Origin of the sequence: Comamonas sediminis (assembly GCF_041107495.1) — a bacterium.
Classification (GTDB): domain Bacteria; phylum Pseudomonadota; class Gammaproteobacteria; order Burkholderiales; family Burkholderiaceae_C; genus Comamonas; species Comamonas sediminis.
The window spans coordinates 45,706-66,458 of record NZ_JBGBDC010000011.1 but is presented as its reverse complement, the minus strand read 5'-3'; the positions used below and the strand labels follow the sequence as shown (position 1 = coordinate 66,458).

The 20,753-nt window shown below is 65.3% G+C and carries 17 protein-coding genes; 15 read left to right on the top strand and 2 right to left on the bottom strand.

The genetic code is table 11. The annotated features are described in order from the left end of the window. Positions 1–6: 6 nt before the first annotated feature. The 12 genes from AB7A72_RS21820 (at position 7) to chrA (ending at position 14,008) form a co-directional block, all read left to right on the top strand. Positions 7–819, top strand: a complete 813-nt coding sequence (locus tag AB7A72_RS21820; RefSeq protein WP_230777563.1) for a class II aldolase/adducin family protein — start codon at positions 7–9, stop codon at positions 817–819. Positions 820–939: 120 nt separating this feature from the next. Continuing rightward, a complete protein-coding gene (locus tag AB7A72_RS21815) occupies positions 940–2,502 on the top strand; it encodes an ABC transporter substrate-binding protein (protein ID WP_407065012.1) in 1,563 nt (520 codons plus the stop codon). A 118-nt stretch (positions 2,503–2,620) separates the two neighbouring features. Then, positions 2,621–3,595: an ABC transporter permease gene (locus tag AB7A72_RS21810; RefSeq protein WP_239812339.1), complete on the top strand. Its 975-nt coding sequence runs from the start codon at positions 2,621–2,623 to the stop codon at positions 3,593–3,595. Positions 3,596–3,609: 14 nt separating this feature from the next. Further along, complete coding sequence (locus AB7A72_RS21805) at positions 3,610–4,509, top strand: ABC transporter permease (protein ID WP_369461145.1); 900 nt, start codon at positions 3,610–3,612, stop codon at positions 4,507–4,509. 38 nt (positions 4,510–4,547) lie between these two features. Continuing rightward, the gene (locus AB7A72_RS21800; protein WP_407065011.1) at positions 4,548–6,212 is read left to right on the top strand and encodes a dipeptide ABC transporter ATP-binding protein; all 1,665 of its coding nucleotides are present in this window, start codon (positions 4,548–4,550) and stop codon (positions 6,210–6,212) included. Continuing rightward, positions 6,209–7,219 carry a 2-hydroxyacid dehydrogenase gene (locus AB7A72_RS21795; protein ID WP_369461144.1) on the top strand — a complete coding sequence of 337 codons (1,011 nt, stop codon included), beginning with the start codon at positions 6,209–6,211 and terminating at the stop codon, positions 7,217–7,219. The genes AB7A72_RS21800 and AB7A72_RS21795 overlap by 4 nt, the downstream gene beginning before the upstream one ends. Before the next feature lie 55 nt (positions 7,220–7,274). Continuing rightward, positions 7,275–8,657, top strand: a complete 1,383-nt coding sequence (locus AB7A72_RS21790) for an aspartate aminotransferase family protein (RefSeq protein WP_369461143.1) — start codon at positions 7,275–7,277, stop codon at positions 8,655–8,657. An 8-nt stretch (positions 8,658–8,665) separates the two neighbouring features. Next, positions 8,666–9,718: a histone deacetylase family protein gene (locus AB7A72_RS21785; protein ID WP_369461207.1), complete on the top strand. Its 1,053-nt coding sequence runs from the start codon at positions 8,666–8,668 to the stop codon at positions 9,716–9,718. Further along, positions 9,711–10,676 (top strand): DMT family transporter, encoded by a 966-nt coding sequence (locus AB7A72_RS21780; RefSeq protein WP_369461142.1) that lies wholly within the window; start codon positions 9,711–9,713, stop codon positions 10,674–10,676. The genes AB7A72_RS21785 and AB7A72_RS21780 overlap by 8 nt, the downstream gene beginning before the upstream one ends. 1 nt (position 10,677) lies before the next feature. After that, positions 10,678–11,523, top strand: a complete 846-nt coding sequence (locus AB7A72_RS21775; protein ID WP_369461141.1) for a GntR family transcriptional regulator — start codon at positions 10,678–10,680, stop codon at positions 11,521–11,523. Beyond that, positions 11,520–12,557 (top strand): histone deacetylase family protein, encoded by a 1,038-nt coding sequence (locus tag AB7A72_RS21770; RefSeq protein WP_369461140.1) that lies wholly within the window; start codon positions 11,520–11,522, stop codon positions 12,555–12,557. Before AB7A72_RS21775 ends, AB7A72_RS21770 begins: the two co-directional genes overlap by 4 nt. 92 nt (positions 12,558–12,649) lie before the next feature. Then, on the top strand, positions 12,650–14,008 hold the full coding sequence (chrA, locus tag AB7A72_RS21765; protein WP_369461139.1) for a chromate efflux transporter: 1,359 nt from the start codon (positions 12,650–12,652) through the stop codon (positions 14,006–14,008). Positions 14,009–14,083: 75 nt separating this feature from the next. Here the strand turns inward: chrA and AB7A72_RS21760 are convergent, their stop codons facing one another. Beyond that, a complete protein-coding gene (locus AB7A72_RS21760) occupies positions 14,084–15,427 on the bottom strand; it encodes an SGNH/GDSL hydrolase family protein (RefSeq protein ID WP_369461138.1) in 1,344 nt (447 codons plus the stop codon). Positions 15,428–15,538: 111 nt separating this feature from the next. Here AB7A72_RS21760 and AB7A72_RS21755 point away from each other — a divergent pair, with 111 nt between their 5' ends. The 3 genes from AB7A72_RS21755 (at position 15,539) to AB7A72_RS21745 (ending at position 19,595) form a co-directional block, all read left to right on the top strand. Beyond that, positions 15,539–16,450, top strand: coding sequence for a LysR family transcriptional regulator (locus AB7A72_RS21755; RefSeq protein WP_369461137.1), 912 nt, complete (start codon positions 15,539–15,541; stop codon positions 16,448–16,450). 451 nt (positions 16,451–16,901) lie between these two features. After that, positions 16,902–17,873: a ferritin-like domain-containing protein gene (locus AB7A72_RS21750; protein WP_312409341.1), complete on the top strand. Its 972-nt coding sequence runs from the start codon at positions 16,902–16,904 to the stop codon at positions 17,871–17,873. Between the two features lie 369 nt (positions 17,874–18,242). Continuing rightward, positions 18,243–19,595: an Nramp family divalent metal transporter gene (locus tag AB7A72_RS21745; RefSeq protein WP_407065010.1), complete on the top strand. Its 1,353-nt coding sequence runs from the start codon at positions 18,243–18,245 to the stop codon at positions 19,593–19,595. Positions 19,596–19,697: 102 nt separating this feature from the next. Here the strand turns inward: AB7A72_RS21745 and AB7A72_RS21740 are convergent, their stop codons facing one another. Next, a complete protein-coding gene (locus AB7A72_RS21740) occupies positions 19,698–20,750 on the bottom strand; it encodes a fibronectin type III domain-containing protein (protein ID WP_369461135.1) in 1,053 nt (350 codons plus the stop codon). Positions 20,751–20,753: the final 3 nt, after the last annotated feature.

Sequence of the window (20,753 nt, the reverse complement as noted above, 5' to 3'; positions counted from 1 at the left end):
ACAACAATGCTTGCAATGGCTGATGCCGACGTCCAATCCGGCTACGACAAATCGCATACCGAGAGCGAACAGCGGGTTCGCGAAGACCTGGCCGCCGCCTACCGCCTGATGGCCCATTTCGGGATGGACGACAGCATCTACACGCACATCTCGGCGCGGGTGCCGGGCCGTACTGACCAGTTCCTCATCAACCCCTTTGGCACCCTGTTCAAGGACATCACGGCCAGCTCGCTGGTCAAGATCGACGCCGAGGGCCGCATCGTGGAAGACACGCCCTACCAGGTGAACCCGGCCGGCTTTGTGATCCACAGCGCCGTGCATGCCGCGCGGCACGATGCCGCCTGCGTCGTGCACTCGCACACCGAAGCGGGCGTGGCCGTCTCCTCGCTGCAATGCGGCCTGCAGCCCAGCAACCAATGGGCACTGCAGTTCTACAACCGCGTCGTCTACCACACCTTCGAAGGCATCGCGCTGGATCTGCATGAGCGCGAGCGCCTGGTCGCCGACCTGGGCAGCACGGCCAAGGCGATGGTGCTGCGCAACCACGGCCTGCTCACCTTGGGCAACAGCGTCGCCGAGGCCTTCATCCTGATGCTGAACCTGGACCGCGCCTGCCGTGTGCAGCTGGCCATCCAGTCCAGCGGCCAGGCCATCAACCCCGTGCCGCCCGAGGTCTGCGAGCTGACCGCGCGCCAGTACGAAAGCGGCGATACCGATGTGATGCCCGGCCAGCCCAAGCGCGCCGACCCGCATGAGCGCGAATGGCAGGGCCTGCTGGGCTTTTTGCAGCCGCCCGGCCGCAGCCACTACCGCGACTGACCAGCGCGACGGACCTGCGACTGACGCCCCCGACCCTTGCATGCCGCCGCCTTTGCGGCCCCTCCGCCGCAACCCCACCGGGCCAGGCACCCCTCGATACCAAGACAGGAAGCAACCATGATCAATCGGCGTGAACTCATCTCCTACAGCCTGGCAGGAGCCGGCCTCAGCATCGCGGGCGTGCCCATGGCGGCCCTGGCACAGCAGACCAAGGGAACGATCAACGTGATGGTGCAGCCCGAGCCCTCGGGCCTGATGCTGGGCATCGTGCAAAACGGCCCGACCCAGCTGGTATCCGGCTATATCTACGAGGGCCTGCTGCGCTACGACGACAAGCTGGAGCCCCATGGCTTGCTGGCGACGGCCTGGAGCCGCTCCGACGACGGCCTGACCTACACCTTCAAGCTCAAGTCCGGCGTCAAGTGGCACGACGGCAAGCCCTTCTCGGCCGATGACGTGGTGTTTTCCGTCGACAAGTTTCTGCGCAAGACCCATGCCCGCCTGCGCGCATCGCTGGAGCCGCTCGAGAGTGTGCGCGCCATCGATGCGCAGACGGTGGAGTTCAAGCTCAAGTACCCGTTTGGCCCCTTCATCAGCCTGTTCGACACCGGCTCGATGCCGATGATCCCCAAGCACATCTACGACAACACCGACTACGCCACCAACCCGGCCAATGCCAAGCCCATCGGCACGGGCCCCTTCAAGTACAAGGAATGGGTGCGCGGCTCCTACATCCAGCTGGTGGCCAATGAGCTCTACCACACCAAGGGCGAGCCGATGGTGGAGAACCTCTACTTCCACATCATTCCCGATGCAGCCTCGCGCGCTGCGGCGTTTGAATCGGGCAAGGTCGATGTGGTGCCAGGGGGCGCGGTCGAGTTCTTTGATGTGGCGCGCCTGGCCAAGCTGCCTGGAGCTGCCGTCACCACCAAGGGCTGGGAGTTCTACTCGCCCCATTCCTGGCTGGTGCTCAACAACCGCAAGGCGCCCTTTGACAACCCCAAGTTCCGCCAGGCCGTCATGTATGCGATGGACCGCGAGGCCATGGTCAAGGTCGCCTGGCAGGGCTTTGCCAAGACGGCGGCCGGCCCCTTCAACCAGCATGTGAAGTTCGCCTCCGACGATGTCACCAAGTACCCGCGTGACCTGAACAAGGCCAAGGCCTTGCTCAAGGAGGCCGGCTACAAGGGCGAGACGGTGCGCCTGCTGCCGCTGCCCTATGGCGAATCCTGGCAGCGCCTGGCTGAGATGATCCGCCAGAACCTGATCCAGGCCGGCATCAAGGTAGAGACCACCGGCACCGATGTGGCCGGCTGGAACCAGCGCACCGCCGAATGGGATTTCGACATGGCCATCATCTATGTCTACCAGTACCCCGATCCGGCGCTGGGCGTGGCCCGTACCTACACCAGCCACACGATCGCCAAGGGCTCGCCGTTCAACAACATCGAAGGCTATGTCAACCCCAAGGTGGATGCGCTTTTTGACGCCGGCGCCAAGGCGCTGACCGATGCCGACCGCGCCAAGGCATATGCCGAGGTGCAGAAGATCCTGACCGACGAAGTGCCGGTGGCTTGGTTGCATGAGATCAACTTCCCCACGCTCTACCGCACCAAGATCAAGAACCCGATCAGCTCCGGCGTGGGGCTGAATGACAGCCTGAGCCGAGCCTCGATAGGCTAAGCACCGGTTGTGGCCTCCGGCCACAGTGCATCTCTTCTTGCTGAACTCTGCACGCTGCCAGCGCCACTGGCGCGTGCGGGATGGCTACGCTTTTGTCTCGCTCCAAGGTCTCCCCGCTATGAACCGCCTCCGCTACATGTCCGTCCGGGTGCTCCAGGGTCTGCTGGTACTCATGTGCATAGCCACCGTCAACTTCATGCTGATACGAGCCGCGCCCGGCGACCCGGTCGCGGTGATCGCCGGTGAAGCCGGCGCCTCGGACCCGCAGTTCGTCGCCCAGCTGCGCGAGCAGTTTGGCCTGGACAAGCCCGTCACCACCCAGCTGGCCAACTACCTGGGCCACATCACGCAGCTGGACCTGGGCTTTTCCTACCGGCAGCAGCGCCCGGTGCTGGAGCTGATTGCCGAGCGCCTGCCCGCCACCTTGCTGCTCACCGGCAGTGCCTTTGTGATGTCGCTGATCTTTGGCGTGGCCTTGGGCGCCACAGCCAGCCGCCATGCCGGCAAATGGGTGGACAGCGCCATCACCTTTGTGGCGCTGGTGTTCTATGCCACACCGCTGTACTGGCTGGCGATGATGGCGGTGCTGGTGTTTTCGGTGCAGCTGAGCTGGCTGCCCGGTTTTGGCTACTTCACCGTCGGCAGCGATGCCACCGGCCTGGCCCGTGCCTGGGACATTGCCCAGCATCTGGTGCTGCCCTCGCTCACCCTGGCGCTTTTCTATATGGCGGTCTATGCCCGCATGACCCGGGCCTCGATGCTCGAAGTCGCGCAGATGGACTTTGTCAAAACCGCCCGTGCCAAGGGCGTGCGCATGGGCCGCATCCAGCGCCAGCACATTCTGCGCAATGCCTTGCTGCCCATCGTCACCCTGGCGGGCATCCAGGCCGGCGGCCTCATTGGCGGCGCGGTGCTGACCGAGACCGTGTTTGCCTGGCCCGGCATTGGCCGCCTGATGTTCGATGCCCTGCTGCAGCGCGACTACAACCTGCTGCTGGGCTGCTTCCTGGTCGCAGCCGCCGTGGCGGTGCTGTTCAACCTGATCACTGATTTTGTCTACACCCTGGTCGATCCCCGGATCGAACTGGGCTGAAACGGAGCCTTGCGATGACTGCCCTCTCTGAACCGGCCCTGGCGGCCGACACGCCCCCCGCCAAGAACAAGCACCGTTCCACCTTCTGGCGCCGCTTTTGCCGCAACCGGGGCGCGCTGCTGGGCCTGGCCATCTTGCTGCTGGTGGCGCTGCTGGTCTGCTTTGGCCCGCTGCTGGCCGCGCACAACCCCTGGGACATGGTCGAGCAACCGTTTTTGCCGCCGATGGAGCGCGAAGGCTTTGCGATGGGCACCGACACCATGGGCCGCGATATTCTCTCGGGCCTGGTGCTGGGCGCCCGCATCTCGCTGCTGATTGCGGTGATCTCCACCTTGGTGTCGCTGCTGATCGGTGTGGGCATCGGTGCCATCTCGGGCTACTTTGGCGGCTGGGTCGATGCCAGCCTGATGCGCTTTACCGAAATGTTCCAGTCGGTGCCCAGCTTTGCACTGGCCCTGGTGCTGGTGGCCATTTTTGAGCCCTCGGTCAACTCCATCATCGTGGCCATTGCACTGGTCTCCTGGCCGCCGGTGGCGCGTCTGGTGCGCGGCGAATTTTTGACCCTGCGCCAGCGAGATTTTGTGGCCGCCGCCCAGCTGGCCGGCCAAAGCACGCCGCGCATCATCCTGGCGCAGATCCTGCCCAATGCGGCCTCGTCCATCGTGGTGATGGCCTCGCTGATGGTGGCCACCGCGATCCTGCTGGAATCGAGCCTGAGCTTCATGGGCCTGGGTGACCCCAACCTGATGAGCTGGGGCTACATGATTGGTTCGGCCCGCACCGTGCTGCGCCAGGCCTGGTGGATGGCCGTGTTCCCCGGCGTCGCCATCCTGCTCACCGTGCTGGCCTTCAACCTGGTTGGCGAAGGGGTGAACGACGGACTCAATGCGCGCCAGGACGGGAAGACGAAATGAACGCCTACTCACACGAAGCCCTGCATATGCTTGCACACATGCCTGCCGAGCCCACTACCCCGGAGCCGGTGCTGACCGTACGCGGTCTGGACATCCGCCTGCCGCTGGGCGCCGACCGCGCGTTGGCTGTCACCCAGGCCAACCTGCAGATCCTGCCCGGCCAGACCCTCTGTGTGGTCGGCGAATCGGGCTCGGGCAAGTCGATGATCGCCAACGCCATCATGGGCCTGCTGCCCCGCCCCAAGGTGGAGCCGGTGGCCGGCGAGATCCTGTTTGACGGCAAAGACCTGCTGCGCCTGAGCGAAGACCAGCTGCGCGAGCTGCGGGGCAGCCGCATGGCCATGGTGTTCCAGGAGCCGATGACGGCGCTGAACCCGGTAATGCGCATTGGCGACCAAATGGCCGAGGCGCTGGATGCCCACCTGCAGCTGCCCGCTGCCGACAAGCGCCGCCGGATCATCGCCGCGCTGACCGACGTGGGCCTGCCCGAGCCCGAGCGCCTCATCGATGCCTACCCGTTTCGTCTCTCAGGCGGCCAGCGCCAGCGCGTGATGATCGCCATCGCGATGCTGCTGGAGCCCAGCCTGCTGATTGCCGACGAGCCCACCACCGCGCTGGATGTGACGACGCAGGCGCAGATCCTGCAGCTGATGCGTGCGTTGCAGAAAAAGCGCGGCATGGCCATGCTGTTTATCACTCATGACTTTGGCGTGGTGGCCGAGATTGCCGACCATGTGGTGGTGATGCAGACCGGCGTCGTGGTCGAAGCCGGCCCGGCCCGCCAGGTGCTGCGCAATCCCCAGCATGCCTATACGAAGAAGCTGCTGGCCGCCATTCCGCATGGCAATGTGCGCGAGACCCAGGCCAGCACGGCGCAGCCGGTGCTGCAGGTCAAGGACCTGTGCAAGGTCTACCGCACTGGCGGCGGCTTTTTGCGGCCCGCCCGTGAGGTGGTGGCCGCCGAGCGCATCAGCTTTGACCTGGGGCGCGCCCAGACCCTGGGCGTGGTGGGCGAATCGGGCTCGGGCAAGTCATCGCTCGGCCGCTGCATTGTGGGCCTGGCACCGTTTGACAGCGGCGACATCCTCTTCAACGGCCAGCGCCTGAGCTCGGGCGCCGCGCTGCGCCGCCAGGCCAAGGGCAAGATCCAGATGGTCTTCCAGGACCCCTACGCATCGCTCAACCCGCGCCACAAGATTGGCGCGGCCATTGCCAGCGGCCCCATTGCCCAGGGTGTCCCCAAGGCCGAGGCCCTGCGCCGCACGATGGAGCTGCTGGAGCTGGTCGGCCTGGGCCCAGAGGCGGCCGAGCGCTACCCGCATGAGTTCTCTGGCGGCCAGCGCCAACGCATTGGCATTGCCCGCGCGCTGGCGATGGAGCCTTCGTTGCTGGTGGCTGACGAACCCGTCTCCGCCCTCGATGTATCCGTGCAGGCCCAGGTGCTCAAGCTGTTTGCCGAGGTGCGCGAGCGCTTTCAGCTCAGCATGGTCTTCATCACCCATGACCTGCGCGTGGCCGGCCAGATGTGCGACCACCTGGCTGTCATGCAGCGGGGCCGCATTGTGGAATACGGCCCCACCGCCCAGGTGTTGGGCAACCCGCAGCACCCCTATACGCAAACCTTGATCGACGCCATCCCCTCGCTGGAGCACCGCAGCGACGAGGCTGAAGCGGACAACGCGCAAGCGCGGAGCCGCGCATGACCGCGATGCCCCCCACCGATGCCCTGTCCGCCGTGCCCCGCAGCATTGCTTTTTTGAGCAAAAGCATTGCGATGGACTTTTTGCTGCCTGCCTACCAGGCGCAGTTCCCCGGCAGCCGGCTGTTGCTGGGCGCCGAGCTGCAGGCGCTGCTCGATGCCGGCCAGCACAGCGATATCGAGGTGGCAGTATGCTGGCACCCGCCCGCTGCGCAACTCGCGCAGCTGACCCGGGACGCTGGCCTGCAGTTGGTGCAATCGATTGCCGCCGGCATTGACCATATCGACACCCAGGCGCTGCCTGCGAGTACGCCCGTGTGCCGCATTGTGGACAGCACCATGGGCTATGGCATGACGGCCTTTGTCAGCTGGGCCGTCATCCACCGCCAGCGCCATATGGACCGCTATGTGGCCCATGCAGCGCAGCGCCAGTGGCGCGAGGAGCCCATCGTTGCGCCCAGCCAGCACCGGGTGGGCATTGCCGGCCTGGGCACCCTGGGCCAGGGCTGCGCGAAAGCGCTGCTGGCCATGGGCTACCAGGTGCGCGGTTGGAGCCGGTCGGCCAAGCAGGGTCTGCCCGCTGGACTGGAGGGTTTGCAGAGCTTCCACGGCCAGGCGCAGAAGGCAGAGTTTTTGAGCGGATGCGACACCCTCGTGTGCCTGCTGCCGCTGACCGACGAGACCCAGGGCTTTCTCGATCTGGCCTTGATGCGCCAGCTGCCGCGCGGCGCGCACCTGGTCAATGTGGGCCGGGGCGCCCACCTGGTCGAGGCCGATCTGCTGACCGCGCTGGCCGAAGGCCAGATTGGCGCCGCTACCCTGGACACCTTCAGCACCGAGCCGCTGCCAGCCGACCACCCGTTCTGGCAGGACCCGCGCATTCTGGTGACCCCGCATATCGCCACCCGCACCGATCCGCGCGTCATCGCCCGGCAGACCGCCCACAACTTCCGCCGCATCCGTGCAGGCCAGGCCGCCGAGGTGGCCGTGGACCTGGGACGCGGCTACTGACGCCCCGCAAGCCCGTTAGAGAGTAAGCACCACCCAGCCCCCAGGAGATTTGGACATGAACGCAGCAGACAACACCCCAAAACGCAGCGCGCTGGACGCACAGGACATTGGCGCCCACCTGCACCCCTACACCAACCTGGCAGCGCATGAGGACGTGGGCCCGCTGATGATCACGCGGGGCGATGGCATCCATGTGATCGACGAACAAGGCCGCAAGTACATCGAGGGCATGTCGGCGCTGTGGTGCAGCTCGCTGGGCTTTAGCCACCCGCGCCTGGTGCAGGCCGGCATCGATGCGCTCAAGACGCTGCCCTACTACCACACCTTCAACCACCGCTCCAACCCGGCGATTGCCCAGCTGGCGGACCGGCTGATCCAGCTGGCCCCGGCACCGATGGCCAAGGTCTTCTTTGCCAACTCGGGCTCGGAAGCCAATGACACAGCCATCAAGATCATCTGGTACTACCACAACGCCATTGGCAAACCTGCCAAGAAAAAGATCCTGGCGCGCCAGCGGGGCTACCACGGCGTGACGGTGGCGGCCGCCAGCCTGACCGGCCTGCCCGCCAACCACCAGGATTTTGACCTGCCGATTGCGCGCATCGGCCATGTGGAATGCCCGCACCACTACCGCTTTGCCCAGCCCGGCGAAAGCGAGGCCGACTTTGCGGCCCGCCTGGCCGATGCACTGGAGCAGCGCATTCTGCAGGAGGGGCCCGATACCGTCGCCGCCTTCATTGCCGAGCCGGTGATGGGCGCTGGCGGCGTCATCGTGCCGCCCGAGACCTATTTTGAAAAAATCCAGGCCGTGCTGCGCAAGTACGAGGTGCTGATGGTGGCCGACGAGGTCATCTGCGGCTTTGGCCGCACCGGCCAGATGTTTGGCTCGCAGACCTTCGGCATCCAGCCCGACATCCTGACCTGCGCCAAGGCGCTGTCCTCGGGCTATGTGCCGATATCGGCCGTCATGGTCTCGCCCAGGATCTACGAGGCCATGGCCGCCAACAGCGGCAAGATCGGCACCTTTGGCCATGGCTATACGTATTCTGGCCACCCGGTGGCGGCGGCGGTGGCGCTGGAGACGCTCAAGGTCTACGAGGACGAGCAGATCCTCGCCCATGTCAACCGGCTCAGCCCCATCTTCCAAGGCCGCCTGCGCGGCTACCTGGAGCGCGCCCATGTCGGCGAGGCGCGGGGCGTGGGCATGATCGGTGCCATCGAGCTGGTAGCCGACAAGGCCACGCGCCAGCCTTTTGACCCGGCGCTGAAGCTGGGCTACCGCCTGGCCCAGTACGCACAGGAAGAAGGCCTGATCGTGCGCGCCATGGGCGACGCGGTGGCACTGTGCCCGCCGCTGATCATCACCGAAGCCGAGATGGCCGAGATGTTTGCGCGCCTGGACCGCGCGCTGGACAAGCTGCAGGCCACCCTGCCATGAGCGCCGCCATGCAAGCCTTCTACAGCCCTGACCAAGCGCTGCACCACCCCAGCCAGTTCATGCGCCTGGGCAAGCTGGTGCCCGCGCCCGATCTGCCCAGCCGCGCCGAAACCCTGGCCGATGTCTTGCAGCAAGCGGGCCTGGCCGTCAGCACCCCGCCCGACCTGGGCCGCGCGCCGCTGGAGGCCGTGCACGCCCCGCACTACCTGGACTATCTGAAAACCGCCTGGCCGCGCTGGCAAGCGATGCTGGCCAGCGGCGCCAATGCCGGCCCCGAGGTGATGGCCAACCTCGCGCCCTACGCCGGCGTGCCGGCCGGCCAGCGCCGCCCGCGCTGCCCATCGCCAGCGCTGGTACCGCAAACCGGTTACTACCTGGGCGATCTGTCCTGCCCGCTGGGGCCGGACAGCTGGAAGTCCATCCTGCGCTCGGCCCACAGTGCCGTGGCCGCTGCCGATGCGGTGATTGCCGGCGACCGCATGGCCTATGCGCTGTGCCGTCCCTCGGGCCACCATGCGCACTGGGACCGGGCCAGCGGCTTTTGCTATGTCAACAACAACGCCTGCGCCGCCGCGCGCCTGGCCGGGCATTTTGGGCGGGTGGCCGTGCTCGATGTCGACGCCCACCATGGCGATGGCACGCAGAGCATCTTCTACGCCCGGGACGATGTGCTGACGGTCTCCACCCATGCGGAGACGAGCAGCTACTTTCCGTTCTATACCGGCTACGCCGATGAGCGCGGCGCCGGCGCGGGCGAAGGCTACAACCTGAACCTGCCCCTCGCCCATGGCAGCGGCAATGCGGAGTTTTTGGCTGCGGTGGACACCGGCCTGGAAGCAGTGCGTGCCTTTGCCCCGCAGGCCGTCGTGCTGGCCCTGGGCTTTGACACCTTCAAGGACGACCCGATCAGCGTGCTGAAGGTGGACTTTGAGGCCTACCGCGCCGTCGGCCAAAAGCTGCGCGCACTTGGCCTGCCCCTGGTGGTGCTGCAGGAAGGCGGCTACCTGGTGGAAGCCATCGGCCCGGGCCTGCAGGCCTTTTTGGAGGGCCTCCATGGCTGAGCGGGCTGCGCAGCACCACAGCCAGATAGGCAGCCCAGCGCCCTTGCCAGCGCAGCACGAGGCCGATGCCGCGCGCCGGCTGCGCCAGGGGCTGGGCCTGTTTCTGGCAGCGCTGCTGTGCTTTGCCTGTTATGACGCCTTTGCCAAGCACATGCTGGCCCGCTACCCGGCCACGGTGATGAACCTCTCGCGCTACACAGCCGTCGGCATGCTGGCCTTGTGGGTCATGCACCGGCATGGCGACTGGTCGGCGCTGCGCTGGGGGCGTCTGCGCAGCGGCAAGTTACTGCTGCTGCGCAGCCTGATGCTGGCGATTGTGGCCACCTGCTTCATGACGGCACTGGCGACCATGCCGCTGGCCGAGGCCACCGCCATCTATTTCACCGCGCCGCTCATCATGGTGGCGCTCTCGCCCTGGCTGCTGGGCGAGCGGGTAGGCCGCGTGCAATGGGTGGCGGTGCTGCTGGGCTTTGCCGGCATGCTGCTCATCGTGCGCCCGGGCAATGCCCTGCCGCTGGCCGGCACCGTGCTGATGGCCATCTCGGCGGTCTGCTATGCGCTGTTCCAGGTGCTCACGCGCAAGCTCTCGGGGGTGGTGCCGACGGCGGTGCAGTTTGCCTATATGGCGCTGTTTTGCCTGGTCATCACCAACCTGCCGGCCCTCTTCCACCCGATCACCGAATGGCCCGATGCGCCGCAGCTGGCCTTGCTGCTGGCCGGTGGTTTTGTCAGCGGTGGCGCGCAGTTGCTGCTGCTGCAGGCCTTCCAGCGCGCCTCGGCCTCGACGCTGGCGCCGATGAACTATGTACAACTGTTGCTGGCGGTGCTGATCAGCACCTTCTGGTTCCAACGACCGCCAGACAGCCTGGCCCTTTATGGCATGCTGATGATCAGCGCTGCCGGCGTCTACCTTGCATGGCCCCGGCGGCAAAAGCACACCGCTCACCAGGCATCCTGACATGACATCTGAGACCCTTAGCAAAAACATCGCCTTGCACGGCGAGGAGACAGACAACCCCGGCTTTTCATCGATCCGCGTGCCCGATCTGGTGGAGCTGGTGGAGCGCCAGCTGCTGCAGGCCATTTTTGAAGGCCGGCTGCCACCGGGCTCGCGCATTGTCGAGGCCGAGCTGTCGCGCCAGATGGGCGTGAGCCGCGCCCCGCTGCGCGAAGCGGCCCGGCGGCTCGAGAGCCAGGGCGTCATCGTCTCGACGCCGCGCAAAGGCTTTACCGTGCGCACCTTCAGCCCCAAGGAGATCCAGGACCTGTTCCAGGTGCGCCTGGGCCTGGAAGTGATGGCCGCACGCCTGGCCTGCGAGGTGGCCACCGATGCGCAGCTGGCATCCCTCAAGGCCTATGCCGATGACATGCTGGAGCGCGCACCGACCCTGAGCAATATCGAGCGCGTCACGATGGACCTGGGCATGCACACCGCCATCTCGCGCCTGTCGGGCAACGAGTATCTGCAGCGCATCTTTGCCAATATGCAGGCCGAGATCCGCATCTGCCAGGGCTTTATCGAGCGCCAGTACCGCGACCCGGTGTTCATCGCGCAATCGCACTTCCCGGTGGTCGATGCCATCCTGCGCCGCGATGCCGATGCCGCAGAAAAAGCGCTGCGCGTGCACTTGGTGGACGCGCAGGACAAGGCCCATGCCCAGGTACTGCACGGCGACCAGACCCCAGACGCCCGCCCCAGCGCCATGCCCACATCCGCACCGGTACCCGCCACCCAGGCCAAGCCCAAGGCCGGCGCCACCGCCTCTTCCGTTTCTTCCTCCCGACGAAAACCGCCCAGACCATGAAATTCATCTACAGCCACGCGCACCGCAGCCACGACCCGCAGCAATTCATGGTGCGCGGCCAACTCAAGCGCAGCAATGAGCAACCCGAACGCGCCGAGATCCTGCTGCGCTCCGCGCAAAAGGCGGGCCACCAGCCGATGCTGGCCGAAGATTTTGGCCCCGGCCCGCGCGCAGCCGTCCACACCCCCGAGTACCTGCACTTTCTGCAAACCGCCTGGCAACGCTGGCAGGCGCTGCCCGATGCCTCGCTCGAAGTGCTGCCCAATGTCTTCCCCTTCCCCGGCCAGCCCTTTACCTACCCGGATCACCTGGTCGGCCAGGCCGGCTACCACATGGGTGACTGCGCCTGCAGCATTGGCGAGCACACCTGGCACGCGGCGATCCACTCCGCCCACTGCGCCACCCATGCCGCCGAACTGGTGCTGCAAGGCGAACAAGCCGCCTACGCGCTGTGCCGACCACCGGGCCACCATGCCTATGTGGACCGCGCCAATGGCTTTTGCTACCTGAACAACGCCGCCATTGCCGCCCAGCACCTGCGCAGCAAGCATGCCCGCGTGGCCGTGCTCGACATTGACGTGCACCACGGCAACGGCACCCAGGGCATCTTCTGGCGCCGCAACGATGTGCTGACCGTATCGATCCATGCCGATCCGCATTTCTGCACCCCCTTCTTCACCGGCCATGCGCATGAGCGCGGCGAAGGCGAAGGCCTGGGCTACAACCTGAACCTGCCCCAGCCCAAGGGCACCACCACCGACCAGTACCTGCGCGCGCTGGAAACCGCCCTCACCACCATCCGCCAGTACGCGCCCGGCGCCCTGGTGCTGGCGCTGGGCCTGGACGCCCACGAGCACGATCCCTACCAGGCGCTCGCCATCGACACCCCCGGCTTCGCCCGCATCACCGAAAAAATCGCGCAGCTGGGGCTGCCCACGGTGATCGTGCAAGAAGGCGGGTATCTGAGTGAGGATTTGGGCTTGAACCTGGAGAGTGCGTTGCGGGGGTTCGAAACGGGAGCAGGCTACAGGTAGGCTAGAATTCTGCGACCGGGATAGCAGCCTCCCGGCCCGCAAGGGTAGACGGTGTCCCGTCCAAGTGCTGGGTATTCTCTATGGAGTTTTTTATGGACACCGGTTTGCCCAGATCAACGGACCCCGTTGCACCTACGTCTCTGTCGCTGTCTGACGCTTTACGCTTCTGGCTGAAGCTGGGGTTCATCAGCTTTGGCGGCCCTGCCGGTCAAATCGCCCTCATGCATGAGGAGCTGGTTGACCGCCGCCGGTGGATCTCCGAAAAGCGCTTTCTGCACGCCCTCAACTATTGCATGCTGCTGCCCGGGCCGGAAGCGCAGCAGCTGGCCACCTATCTGGGCTGGCTGCTGCACCGGACCTGGGGCGGTGTGCTGGCCGGCGTTCTTTTTGTTCTGCCGTCCCTCTTTCTCATCATTGCGCTGGCGTGGCTGTATATGGCCCATGGTGACATGCCCGTCATTGCAGGTTTCTTCTATGGCATAAAGCCGGCTGTCACCGCGCTGGTAGCACAGGCCGCCTACCGCGTGGGGTCCCGGTCGCTCAAGAACCGCTGGCATTGGGGCATTGCGGCCGCTGCGTTCATGGCCATCTTTGCGCTGAATGTTCCGTTTCCGCTCATTGTGGTGGTGGCTGCTGCGGTCGGTTACCTCGGCGGCAAGCTGCAGCCAGACGCCTTTGGTGGCGCCAGCCATGGCCCAGGCACCGCAGTGCGGCAGGGGGAACATGCACTGATAGACGACGACACCCCCACGCCGCCACATGCCCGGTTTTCCTGGCGGAGATTCTGGTCCGTGGCGCTGGTGTGCCTGGCACTGTGGGCCGGCGCCATGGCCCTGCTTGCGGCGCTGTTTGGGCTGGATTCCGTGTTGGTGCAAATGGGCTGGTTCTTCACCAAGGCAGCGCTGATGACCTTTGGAGGCGCCTATGCGGTACTGCCTTACGTCTACCAAGGGGCCGTGGAGAACTTCCAGTGGTTGACCGCCCCCCAAATGATGGACGGGTTGGCCTTGGGTGAGACCACCCCTGGCCCGCTCATCATGGTGGTGTCCTTCGTGGCTTTTGTCGGGGGTTGGACCAAGGCCGTCTTCGGCGCGGATTCGCTGCTGCTGGCGGGCATCGTGTCGGCCGTGGTGGTCACGTTCTTCACCTTTCTGCCTTCGTTCCTTTTCATATTGCTGGGCGGCCCGTTCATCGAGTCCACCCACGGCAACCTGAAGTTCACCGCGCCATTGGTGGGCATCACCGCAGCCGTTGTCGGTGTCATCGTGAATCTGGCTGTCTTCTTTGCCTACCATGTGCTGTGGCCCCAGGGCTTCGCGGGAAGCCTGGATGGGGCATCGATGGCCATCGGGCTGGCGGCGGCCATTGCCTTGCTCCGCTACCGGGTCAATGTGGTGTATGTGATTGTGGCTGCGGGCTTTGCCGGCCTGTTGGTGCGGCTGTTGCTCTGACTGCCCGCAGTGCATGCAGGGCCAGGCGCAGCAGCAGGAGTGAGAGCCGCAACGGACAACACCGCATAGCGATGGCTAGCGCGCCTGCGGCAACGCACCAGCGGCCTTTGACTCCAGGCCCGGTAGCAGGGCATCGAGCGCAACGGCCTCGGCCATGGCTCTATGGCCTGCATCGCCGGGGTGCAAATGGTCTCCCGAGTCGAATCGCGCGGCGATGCGTGCCGGATTGGCTGGATCGCGCAACGCCGCGTCAAAATCGATGACGGCATCGAAGGCTCCGCTGTGGCGGATCCAGTCGTTCACCTGTGCGCGCAGCGCGTCCTTGCCGGGTTGGTAGTAGTCGGCCAGTGGCGTGCCGGGCAATGCGCCCTCGAATGGCGTCAGGGTGGCACCGAGAACGCGAATGCCCCGGCTGTGCGCTTGCGCAATCAATTGGCGGTAGCCCGCGGTCAGGGATGCCAGGGTGGGCGGCTCTGCGTGCTTTGCAAATGCGGTCCCGGGCCAGGCTATGTGGTTGATACCCAGCAGCACGATGACGCTTCGCACCCCGGGTTGCGCCAGCACATCACGCTCCAGCCGCGCCAGCGCATTGGCGCCCATGCCATCGGACAACAACCTTGCCCCTGAGATCCCCGCATTGACCACCGCCACGCCATGCGGCGCCAGCCGGGCAGCCAGAAAGTCCGGCCAGCGGCTGTCCTTGTCCAGGGTGGCTGTGGCGCCATCGGTGATGGAGTCACCCATCACCGCCACGGCGCGCGCGGCCGGCCCGGTCTCCACCGCAATCCCGGTCAGCAATGGGCGGGCCGTGGTGCTTTGCCTGTCGGGATCGGTGATCTGCAGGCTCGGCGCCTGGGTTTGATCGCCGGGCACGATCCAGCTCGTCTGGCGGCCATCCCAGTGGAACGTGCTGATCGGTGTGGCCTGGGGCAGGTACAGGCTCACCGCCACCTGAGACAGCGCCGGCACCGGGAGCGCCACCGGATCGCTGACCCAGGAGGCCCCCGGCGGGATCGTCACGCCTTCCCGACCGCCAAAACTGACGGCCCGCAGGCTACCATCGGTGACCGCGCCAGCGGCGCTGGCCTCCCGAAAACGGGCCACCGTCGTCTTGCCCACGAAGAGCGGTTGCTTGCCGTAGGCGTTGGACAGCACGATGCGCAAGCGCTCGCCCCCCAGGCTGATGCGCGCCACCTGGCGCACGGTTTGCGCATGCAACGCGGCCGGGAGGTGGGTCGGAAACAGAAAATCCGTGCCCCACACGGGCTGCGGGCTGGCCTGCCAGGTGGCTACCCAGCGAGTGCCGGGAGCAGCATCCGCTGCCCGTGCGGGCACGACGGGCACGGCGCCCAGCGTGAGGGTCAACGCCAGCATCGCGGCGGCTTCGGCGCTTGCGAGCGGCACAGTCAGTCTTGTCATATCAGTGAATTCAAAGTCTTTGGAAGAACGGATGATGAATTCAAAGACCAGATTGGCATAGACTGGCCGCAAGAACATCATTTGTGAATTGATCTCAACAAGGAGGCCCGCATGGCGCGTCTGGAAGTCAATCGGTCCGGCGAACTGGAGGTATTTGTGCGCGTGATCGAATCGGGGGGCTTCTCCGCCGCTGCGCGCGCGTTTGGCATGACGCCTTCTGCGGTCAGCAAGTTGGTAGCCCGCCTGGAACAGCGGCTGGGCACCAGGCTGGTGAACCGGTCGACCCGGCAGCTCCAGCTCACGCCCGAAGGCTGCGTTTTCTACGAGCGCGGGGTGCGTATCCTGGCCGATCTTGAAGAGGCAGAGCATTGCGCCAGTACACACACTGCGCCGCGCGGCCGGCTGCGCGTCAATGCCAACGTCCCCTTCGGCCACCATTTTTTGCTGCCGCTCGCGCCTGCCTTTCTGGCGTCCCATCCCGACGTGACCTTGGATATCGTATTGACCGATGCGGTGATCGACATCCTGGAGCAGCGTACCGATGTGGCCGTGCGTGCCGGGCCGATGAAGGATTCCAACCTGGTGGCGCGAAAGTTGGGCGGTACACGCATGCAGATTGTGGGGGCGCCCAGCTATCTGGCCCGCCATGGCATGCCCACCACGCCGCAGGAACTGCAGCACCACAACCGCCTGGGCGCAAACTATGCCCGGGCGCAACCGGGCTGGCCGCTGCGGCACGCTGGTGAAGATACCGTCCTTCCCATCATTGGCAATGCGCAGGCCAGTGACGGCGAAGCCTTGCGCCAGTTGGCGCTGGCGGGGCTGGGCCTGGCGCGTCTGGCCGCTTTCCAGGTACGCGAGGACGTGGCCGCAGGCCGCCTGCTACCGGTTCTTGAAGACTGCAATCCGGGCGATATCGAAGAGGTACACGCCGTTTATGTCGGCCAAGGCGGCTATCTGCCGCTGCGCGTGCGCGCTTTTCTTGATTTTCTGGTCCAGACGGTCGATCTCGGCAAGCATTGAGGCAGACAAAGGTACAAAGATGGTTTAGGAAACTCCTAACAGCGGTCCACCATCGGCTCGTTGGGTACCCCGTCAAGAACTGCAACAGTGTGCACTTGTCGTTCAGCCCGGCATTGGTCAGTTCCAGCACAGGCAAGCGCAGCCGATGGCTCCTGGATGCCGTCCAGGCCATTGTTGGTGTCACAGCCTTCTAGACCCAGCAATCCAAAAATTGGTAATCCCCCATTCCTCCCGACGAGTTGGAAAGAAGCGGCGAATTGTAAAGACGCCAACATTGGTGAATCCACCTTGCCACCTGCTGCGTACACCGCAAGTAGCAAGAGTCGACATCCTCCGTCTCCATTGACAAGGATTTGGTGCTGAGCTGCTTCTTGCTGCACCGTGTGCCCTCCGCGTGAAGGCGCATTCCTGTGTAGGTAGGCGCGTATAGCGCAACTCGAAAGGAAATCACATGTCTGACGAATCAGTGTTGATAGGTGTATTGCAACAGCGGGCCAGGAAATTGGAAGACCGGCGTCAATTCTTCCGTAAGACCGGTGGCGTGGCAGCGGGTATGGCAGGCGGTGCCATCCTGACGGCCTGCGGGGGTGGTGGCAGTGATGCCAATGCGCAGAACAACGGCCCGACCGATGTGGAGATCCTGAACTTTGCGCTGAACCTGGAATACCTGGAGTCGCAGTTCTACCATTACGCGGTGTTTGGAACCGGGCTGCCCGCCAATATGCAATCGGGCACAGGCACGCAGGGCGGTATCACCGGCGGGCGGGCGGTGGCTTTCAAGGACCCGCTGGTCGCGCAGTACGCCAAGGAGATTGCCCAGGATGAGGTGGCCCATGTGGCCTTTTTGCGCAAGGCGCTGGGCTCTGCAGCGGTCGCGCAGCCACAGATCGATATCGGCGGCACCGACCCGAACGGGGCCTTCTCGGTGGCCGCACGCGCAGCCGGTCTGGTAGGTGCGGGCGTGGCCTTCGATCCCTATGCCAGTGACGAGAACTTCCTGCTCGGCGCGTTTATCTTCGAGGACGTGGGGGTGACCGCCTACAAGGGCGCCTCGCCGCTGATCACCAACAAGACCTACCTGGAAGCTGCTGCAGGCATTCTGTCTGCCGAGGCCTACCACGCAGGTCTGGTGCGCACGGTACTCTACGCCAAGGGCCTCGCCACGCCTGCGCTGCGCTCGGCAGCCGGCGCCATCTCGGATGCGCGTGACAGCCTCGATGGCTCCTCCGATGTGGACCAGGGCATCACCGGGGACGACAGCACCTCCAACATCGTGCCGCTGGATGCCGACGGCATTGCCTACAGCCGCTCACCCGGCGACGTGCTCAACATCGTCTACCTGACCAAGGACTCTGCCACCAAGGGCGGCTTCTTCCCGGCAGGCGTCAATGGTGCGCTGGTGATGAGCACCGCCTACGCTTGACGCGTTAGTTCAACCTGCCCCTTTCCGGGGCAGGAATGCCGCAAGACGGACCCGATACCGGTGTTTCTCTGCCTAGGAGTTGCGATGAAGTCCATATTGTCTCCATCCTCGCAAGCAACAGCCCCCAGCAAGACGCGGCGGCTGAAACCCGCCACGTTGCTGCGCCGTTGTGTAGGGAGCTTGATCGTCCTGGCAGGGCTTGCCATCGTCACCTCGGACGTGCTGGCACTTTTAAACGGTGCCATCACTGCGGGGCCAGTTGCAACACCCCCCTCCGCTGCGCTGCACCTGGCACCGGCCTCCAGATAAGGAGCGACCATGCCGCCACCTGCCTTCACCACCTGCAGCCCCCTCCACAACGAAGGGGGCATGCCACAGCCAGAGGCCTCAGGCAAAGCGGATCCAGACAGCGTGAAGTCAGGCATCCCCAGCCTGCCCCAGGTTCACCGCAGCATTGCGGTGCCGGGCGGCACCAGCCGCTCGGCCAACGCAAGGCGCATGCTGGCCTTTGCCGGGCCCGGTTATCTGGTGGCGGTCGGGTACATGGACCCCGGCAACTGGGCCACCTCGATTGCGGGCGGATCTCAGTTTGGCTATTCGTTGCTGGCGGTGATTTTTGCGTCCAACCTGATGGCGATGCTGTTCCAGGCAGCTGCAGTGCGGCTGGGGCTGGCCAGCGGGCGCGACCTGGCCCAGGCCTGCCGCGAACAGTTTCCGCCGCGCATCAACCTGGTGCTCTGGTTCTTTTGCGAGATTGCCATCGTGGCCTGCAACCTGGCCGAGGTGCTGGGCATGGCCATCGGCCTGAACCTGCTGTTTGGCCTGCCACTGATCGTGGGCGTATGCATCACGGTGGTCGATGTGATGCTGATTCTTGCGCTGCAAAGTAGAGGGTTTCGTGCGCTGGAATCGGTTGTCATCGGGCTGGTGGCCTTGATCGGCATTTGCTTTGGCGCCCAGCTGCTGTGGCTGCACCCGCCGCTCGCCACGGTGCTGTCCGGCTTCATTCCGCGCTCGGAGATCGTGACCAACCCGGAGATGCTCTACCTGGCCGTCGGCATCGTTGGCGCGACGGTCATGCCACACAACCTGTATCTGCATTCGGCCATCGTGCAGACACGTGAACACAGCCGGACCCTGGAGGGCACACGCCAGGCGATCCGCTTCGCTACGATCGACTCCACCGTGGCGCTGGGTTTGGCGCTGTTCGTCAATGCCGCGATCCTGGTCGTGGCAGCGGGTGCTTTTAACCGCCCGGGAACACCCCCCGTCACCGAGCTGTCAGACGCCTACCATTTGCTGTCGCCTATCCTGGGAGTCGGCATCGCCAGCGCAGTGTTTGGCACCGCCCTGCTCGCCTCGGGCCTCAGCGCTTCGGTAACGGGCACCTTGGCGGGCCAGATCGTGATGGAAGGCTTTCTGCAAATTCGGCTATCGCCGGCGATGCGGGCGCTGCTGACCCGGCTTATCGCCATCGTGCCCGCCGTCATCGCCACCGCCTGGTACGGCAACGAGGGCGCCAGCGCGCTGCTGGTGTTCAGCCAGGTGGTCCTCAGCATGCAGCTGCCGTTTGCGATCGTGCCGCTGCTGATGTTCACGACCCGCCGCAATGCACTGGGCGCGCTGACCTTTGGCCGGCCCATGTCGATACTGTTGTGGAGCGGTGCAGCCCTCGTCGTGTCGCTGAATCTGTGGATGCTGCAAAGGCTTTTAACGCTGTGAGGCAGCGTCGTTGGCGCCCTTTGCAGAATGGCGCCCTGATGCGGAACGCGCCCATGGACAGTTCATCGTCACCCGGTTGGGCAAGCGGTATGCAAAGACCTGTCAGCGCCGCAGAACACGCACGGCCCTGCGCCGGGCACCCAAGCCCACGCCGCCAAGCACCAGCAACGACGCCAGCAGCGTGCTGAGCAGGCTCCAGGCGGGTATGGGAGCCGCTGCTGCGGCAGGCGAACCGGGCACCGTGACCGGTGGGCTGCTTGGCCCGCTGCCGACGCTGGTCTGCGCTGCCACCGTACAGGTGTACGCCACGCCTGGCACCAAGCCCGACACCGCGATGGGTGACTGCGTGCCGGTGGCCGTGATAGTGTCACCTCCGCCCGCGGGCACGCACTGCGCCTGGTAGCCCGTGACGGTCTCGGTGGGGGTGGATGCGACGGGAGGGAAAGTCAGGGTGACGGTATTGCCTTGCCTGTCTGCGCCAACACTCGCCGGAGGCGTGACATCGGAGGAGATGACACTGACCGCGTCCACCCCGAAGAACAGGCTCTGGCGATTGTCCACCTCGGCGAGCCGCAGACGAATTGTGCGCCCTGCATAGGCGGTCACATCGCGCTGAATGCTCTGGTAACCGCCAGCGGTTGCGCCGCCAGACCATTGAAAGACATTGGCCAGGACACCTGCTCCCACATCGTTCCAGGCCGCTGCCGGATCCATGATGTCGATACGTGCCTGCTGGTTGGGCACCGTCAGAAAGTCGAGGGTCGCGGGTGCTACCGAAGGAGCAGCGGCATTTTGCAGATAGACCTGCACGCTCAGCGTTGCGCTCTTGCCTGACGGAATGGCGATGTCCTGGTACAGCGCATGCGCGCCAGGGCCGGGCTGATCGGACATCGCCGCAAACACCCCTTGGGGCGGCGCGGCGACGGCGACAGGCGTCAGCGCACTTTGGCTGCCCTGCTGGGCATAGAAGCCGCCCTGCGATCCTGGCTGTGACATCGCCTGCCAGCCGCTAAAGCCCATGGAACCTGCGCCGGCGTTTTGCTCAAAGCCGCCATTGACCACCAGCTCTGCAGCGTGCGCAGCAGGGGTGAGGATGCCGGCCAGCAAGACCAGCGCCGTGCCGCTGCCAAGCCGGTAGTGTCGAGGACATGCCATAAC

Bases quoted from the DNA above. Each gene is read 5' to 3' on its own strand.
- AB7A72_RS21760 (WP_369461138.1), bottom strand. From the start codon at position 15,427: ATGACAAGACTGACTGTGCCGCTCGCAAGCGCCGAAGCCGCCGCGATG.
- AB7A72_RS21780 (WP_369461142.1), top strand. From the start codon at position 9,711: ATGGCTGAGCGGGCTGCGCAGCACCACAGCCAGATAGGCAGCCCAGCG.
- AB7A72_RS21750 (WP_312409341.1), top strand. From the start codon at position 16,902: ATGTCTGACGAATCAGTGTTGATAGGTGTATTGCAACAGCGGGCCAGG.
- AB7A72_RS21755 (WP_369461137.1), top strand. From the start codon at position 15,539: ATGGCGCGTCTGGAAGTCAATCGGTCCGGCGAACTGGAGGTATTTGTG.
- AB7A72_RS21810 (WP_239812339.1), top strand. From the start codon at position 2,621: ATGAACCGCCTCCGCTACATGTCCGTCCGGGTGCTCCAGGGTCTGCTG.
- AB7A72_RS21785 (WP_369461207.1), top strand. From the start codon at position 8,666: ATGCAAGCCTTCTACAGCCCTGACCAAGCGCTGCACCACCCCAGCCAG.
- AB7A72_RS21740 (WP_369461135.1), bottom strand. From the start codon at position 20,750: ATGGCATGTCCTCGACACTACCGGCTTGGCAGCGGCACGGCGCTGGTC.
- AB7A72_RS21790 (WP_369461143.1), top strand. From the start codon at position 7,275: ATGAACGCAGCAGACAACACCCCAAAACGCAGCGCGCTGGACGCACAG.
- AB7A72_RS21770 (WP_369461140.1), top strand. From the start codon at position 11,520: ATGAAATTCATCTACAGCCACGCGCACCGCAGCCACGACCCGCAGCAA.
- AB7A72_RS21775 (WP_369461141.1), top strand. From the start codon at position 10,678: ATGACATCTGAGACCCTTAGCAAAAACATCGCCTTGCACGGCGAGGAG.
- AB7A72_RS21795 (WP_369461144.1), top strand. From the start codon at position 6,209: ATGACCGCGATGCCCCCCACCGATGCCCTGTCCGCCGTGCCCCGCAGC.
- AB7A72_RS21745 (WP_407065010.1), top strand. From the start codon at position 18,243: ATGCCACAGCCAGAGGCCTCAGGCAAAGCGGATCCAGACAGCGTGAAG.
- AB7A72_RS21820 (WP_230777563.1), top strand. From the start codon at position 7: ATGCTTGCAATGGCTGATGCCGACGTCCAATCCGGCTACGACAAATCG.
- AB7A72_RS21800 (WP_407065011.1), top strand. From the start codon at position 4,548: ATGCCTGCCGAGCCCACTACCCCGGAGCCGGTGCTGACCGTACGCGGT.
- AB7A72_RS21805 (WP_369461145.1), top strand. From the start codon at position 3,610: ATGACTGCCCTCTCTGAACCGGCCCTGGCGGCCGACACGCCCCCCGCC.
- chrA (WP_369461139.1), top strand. From the start codon at position 12,650: ATGGACACCGGTTTGCCCAGATCAACGGACCCCGTTGCACCTACGTCT.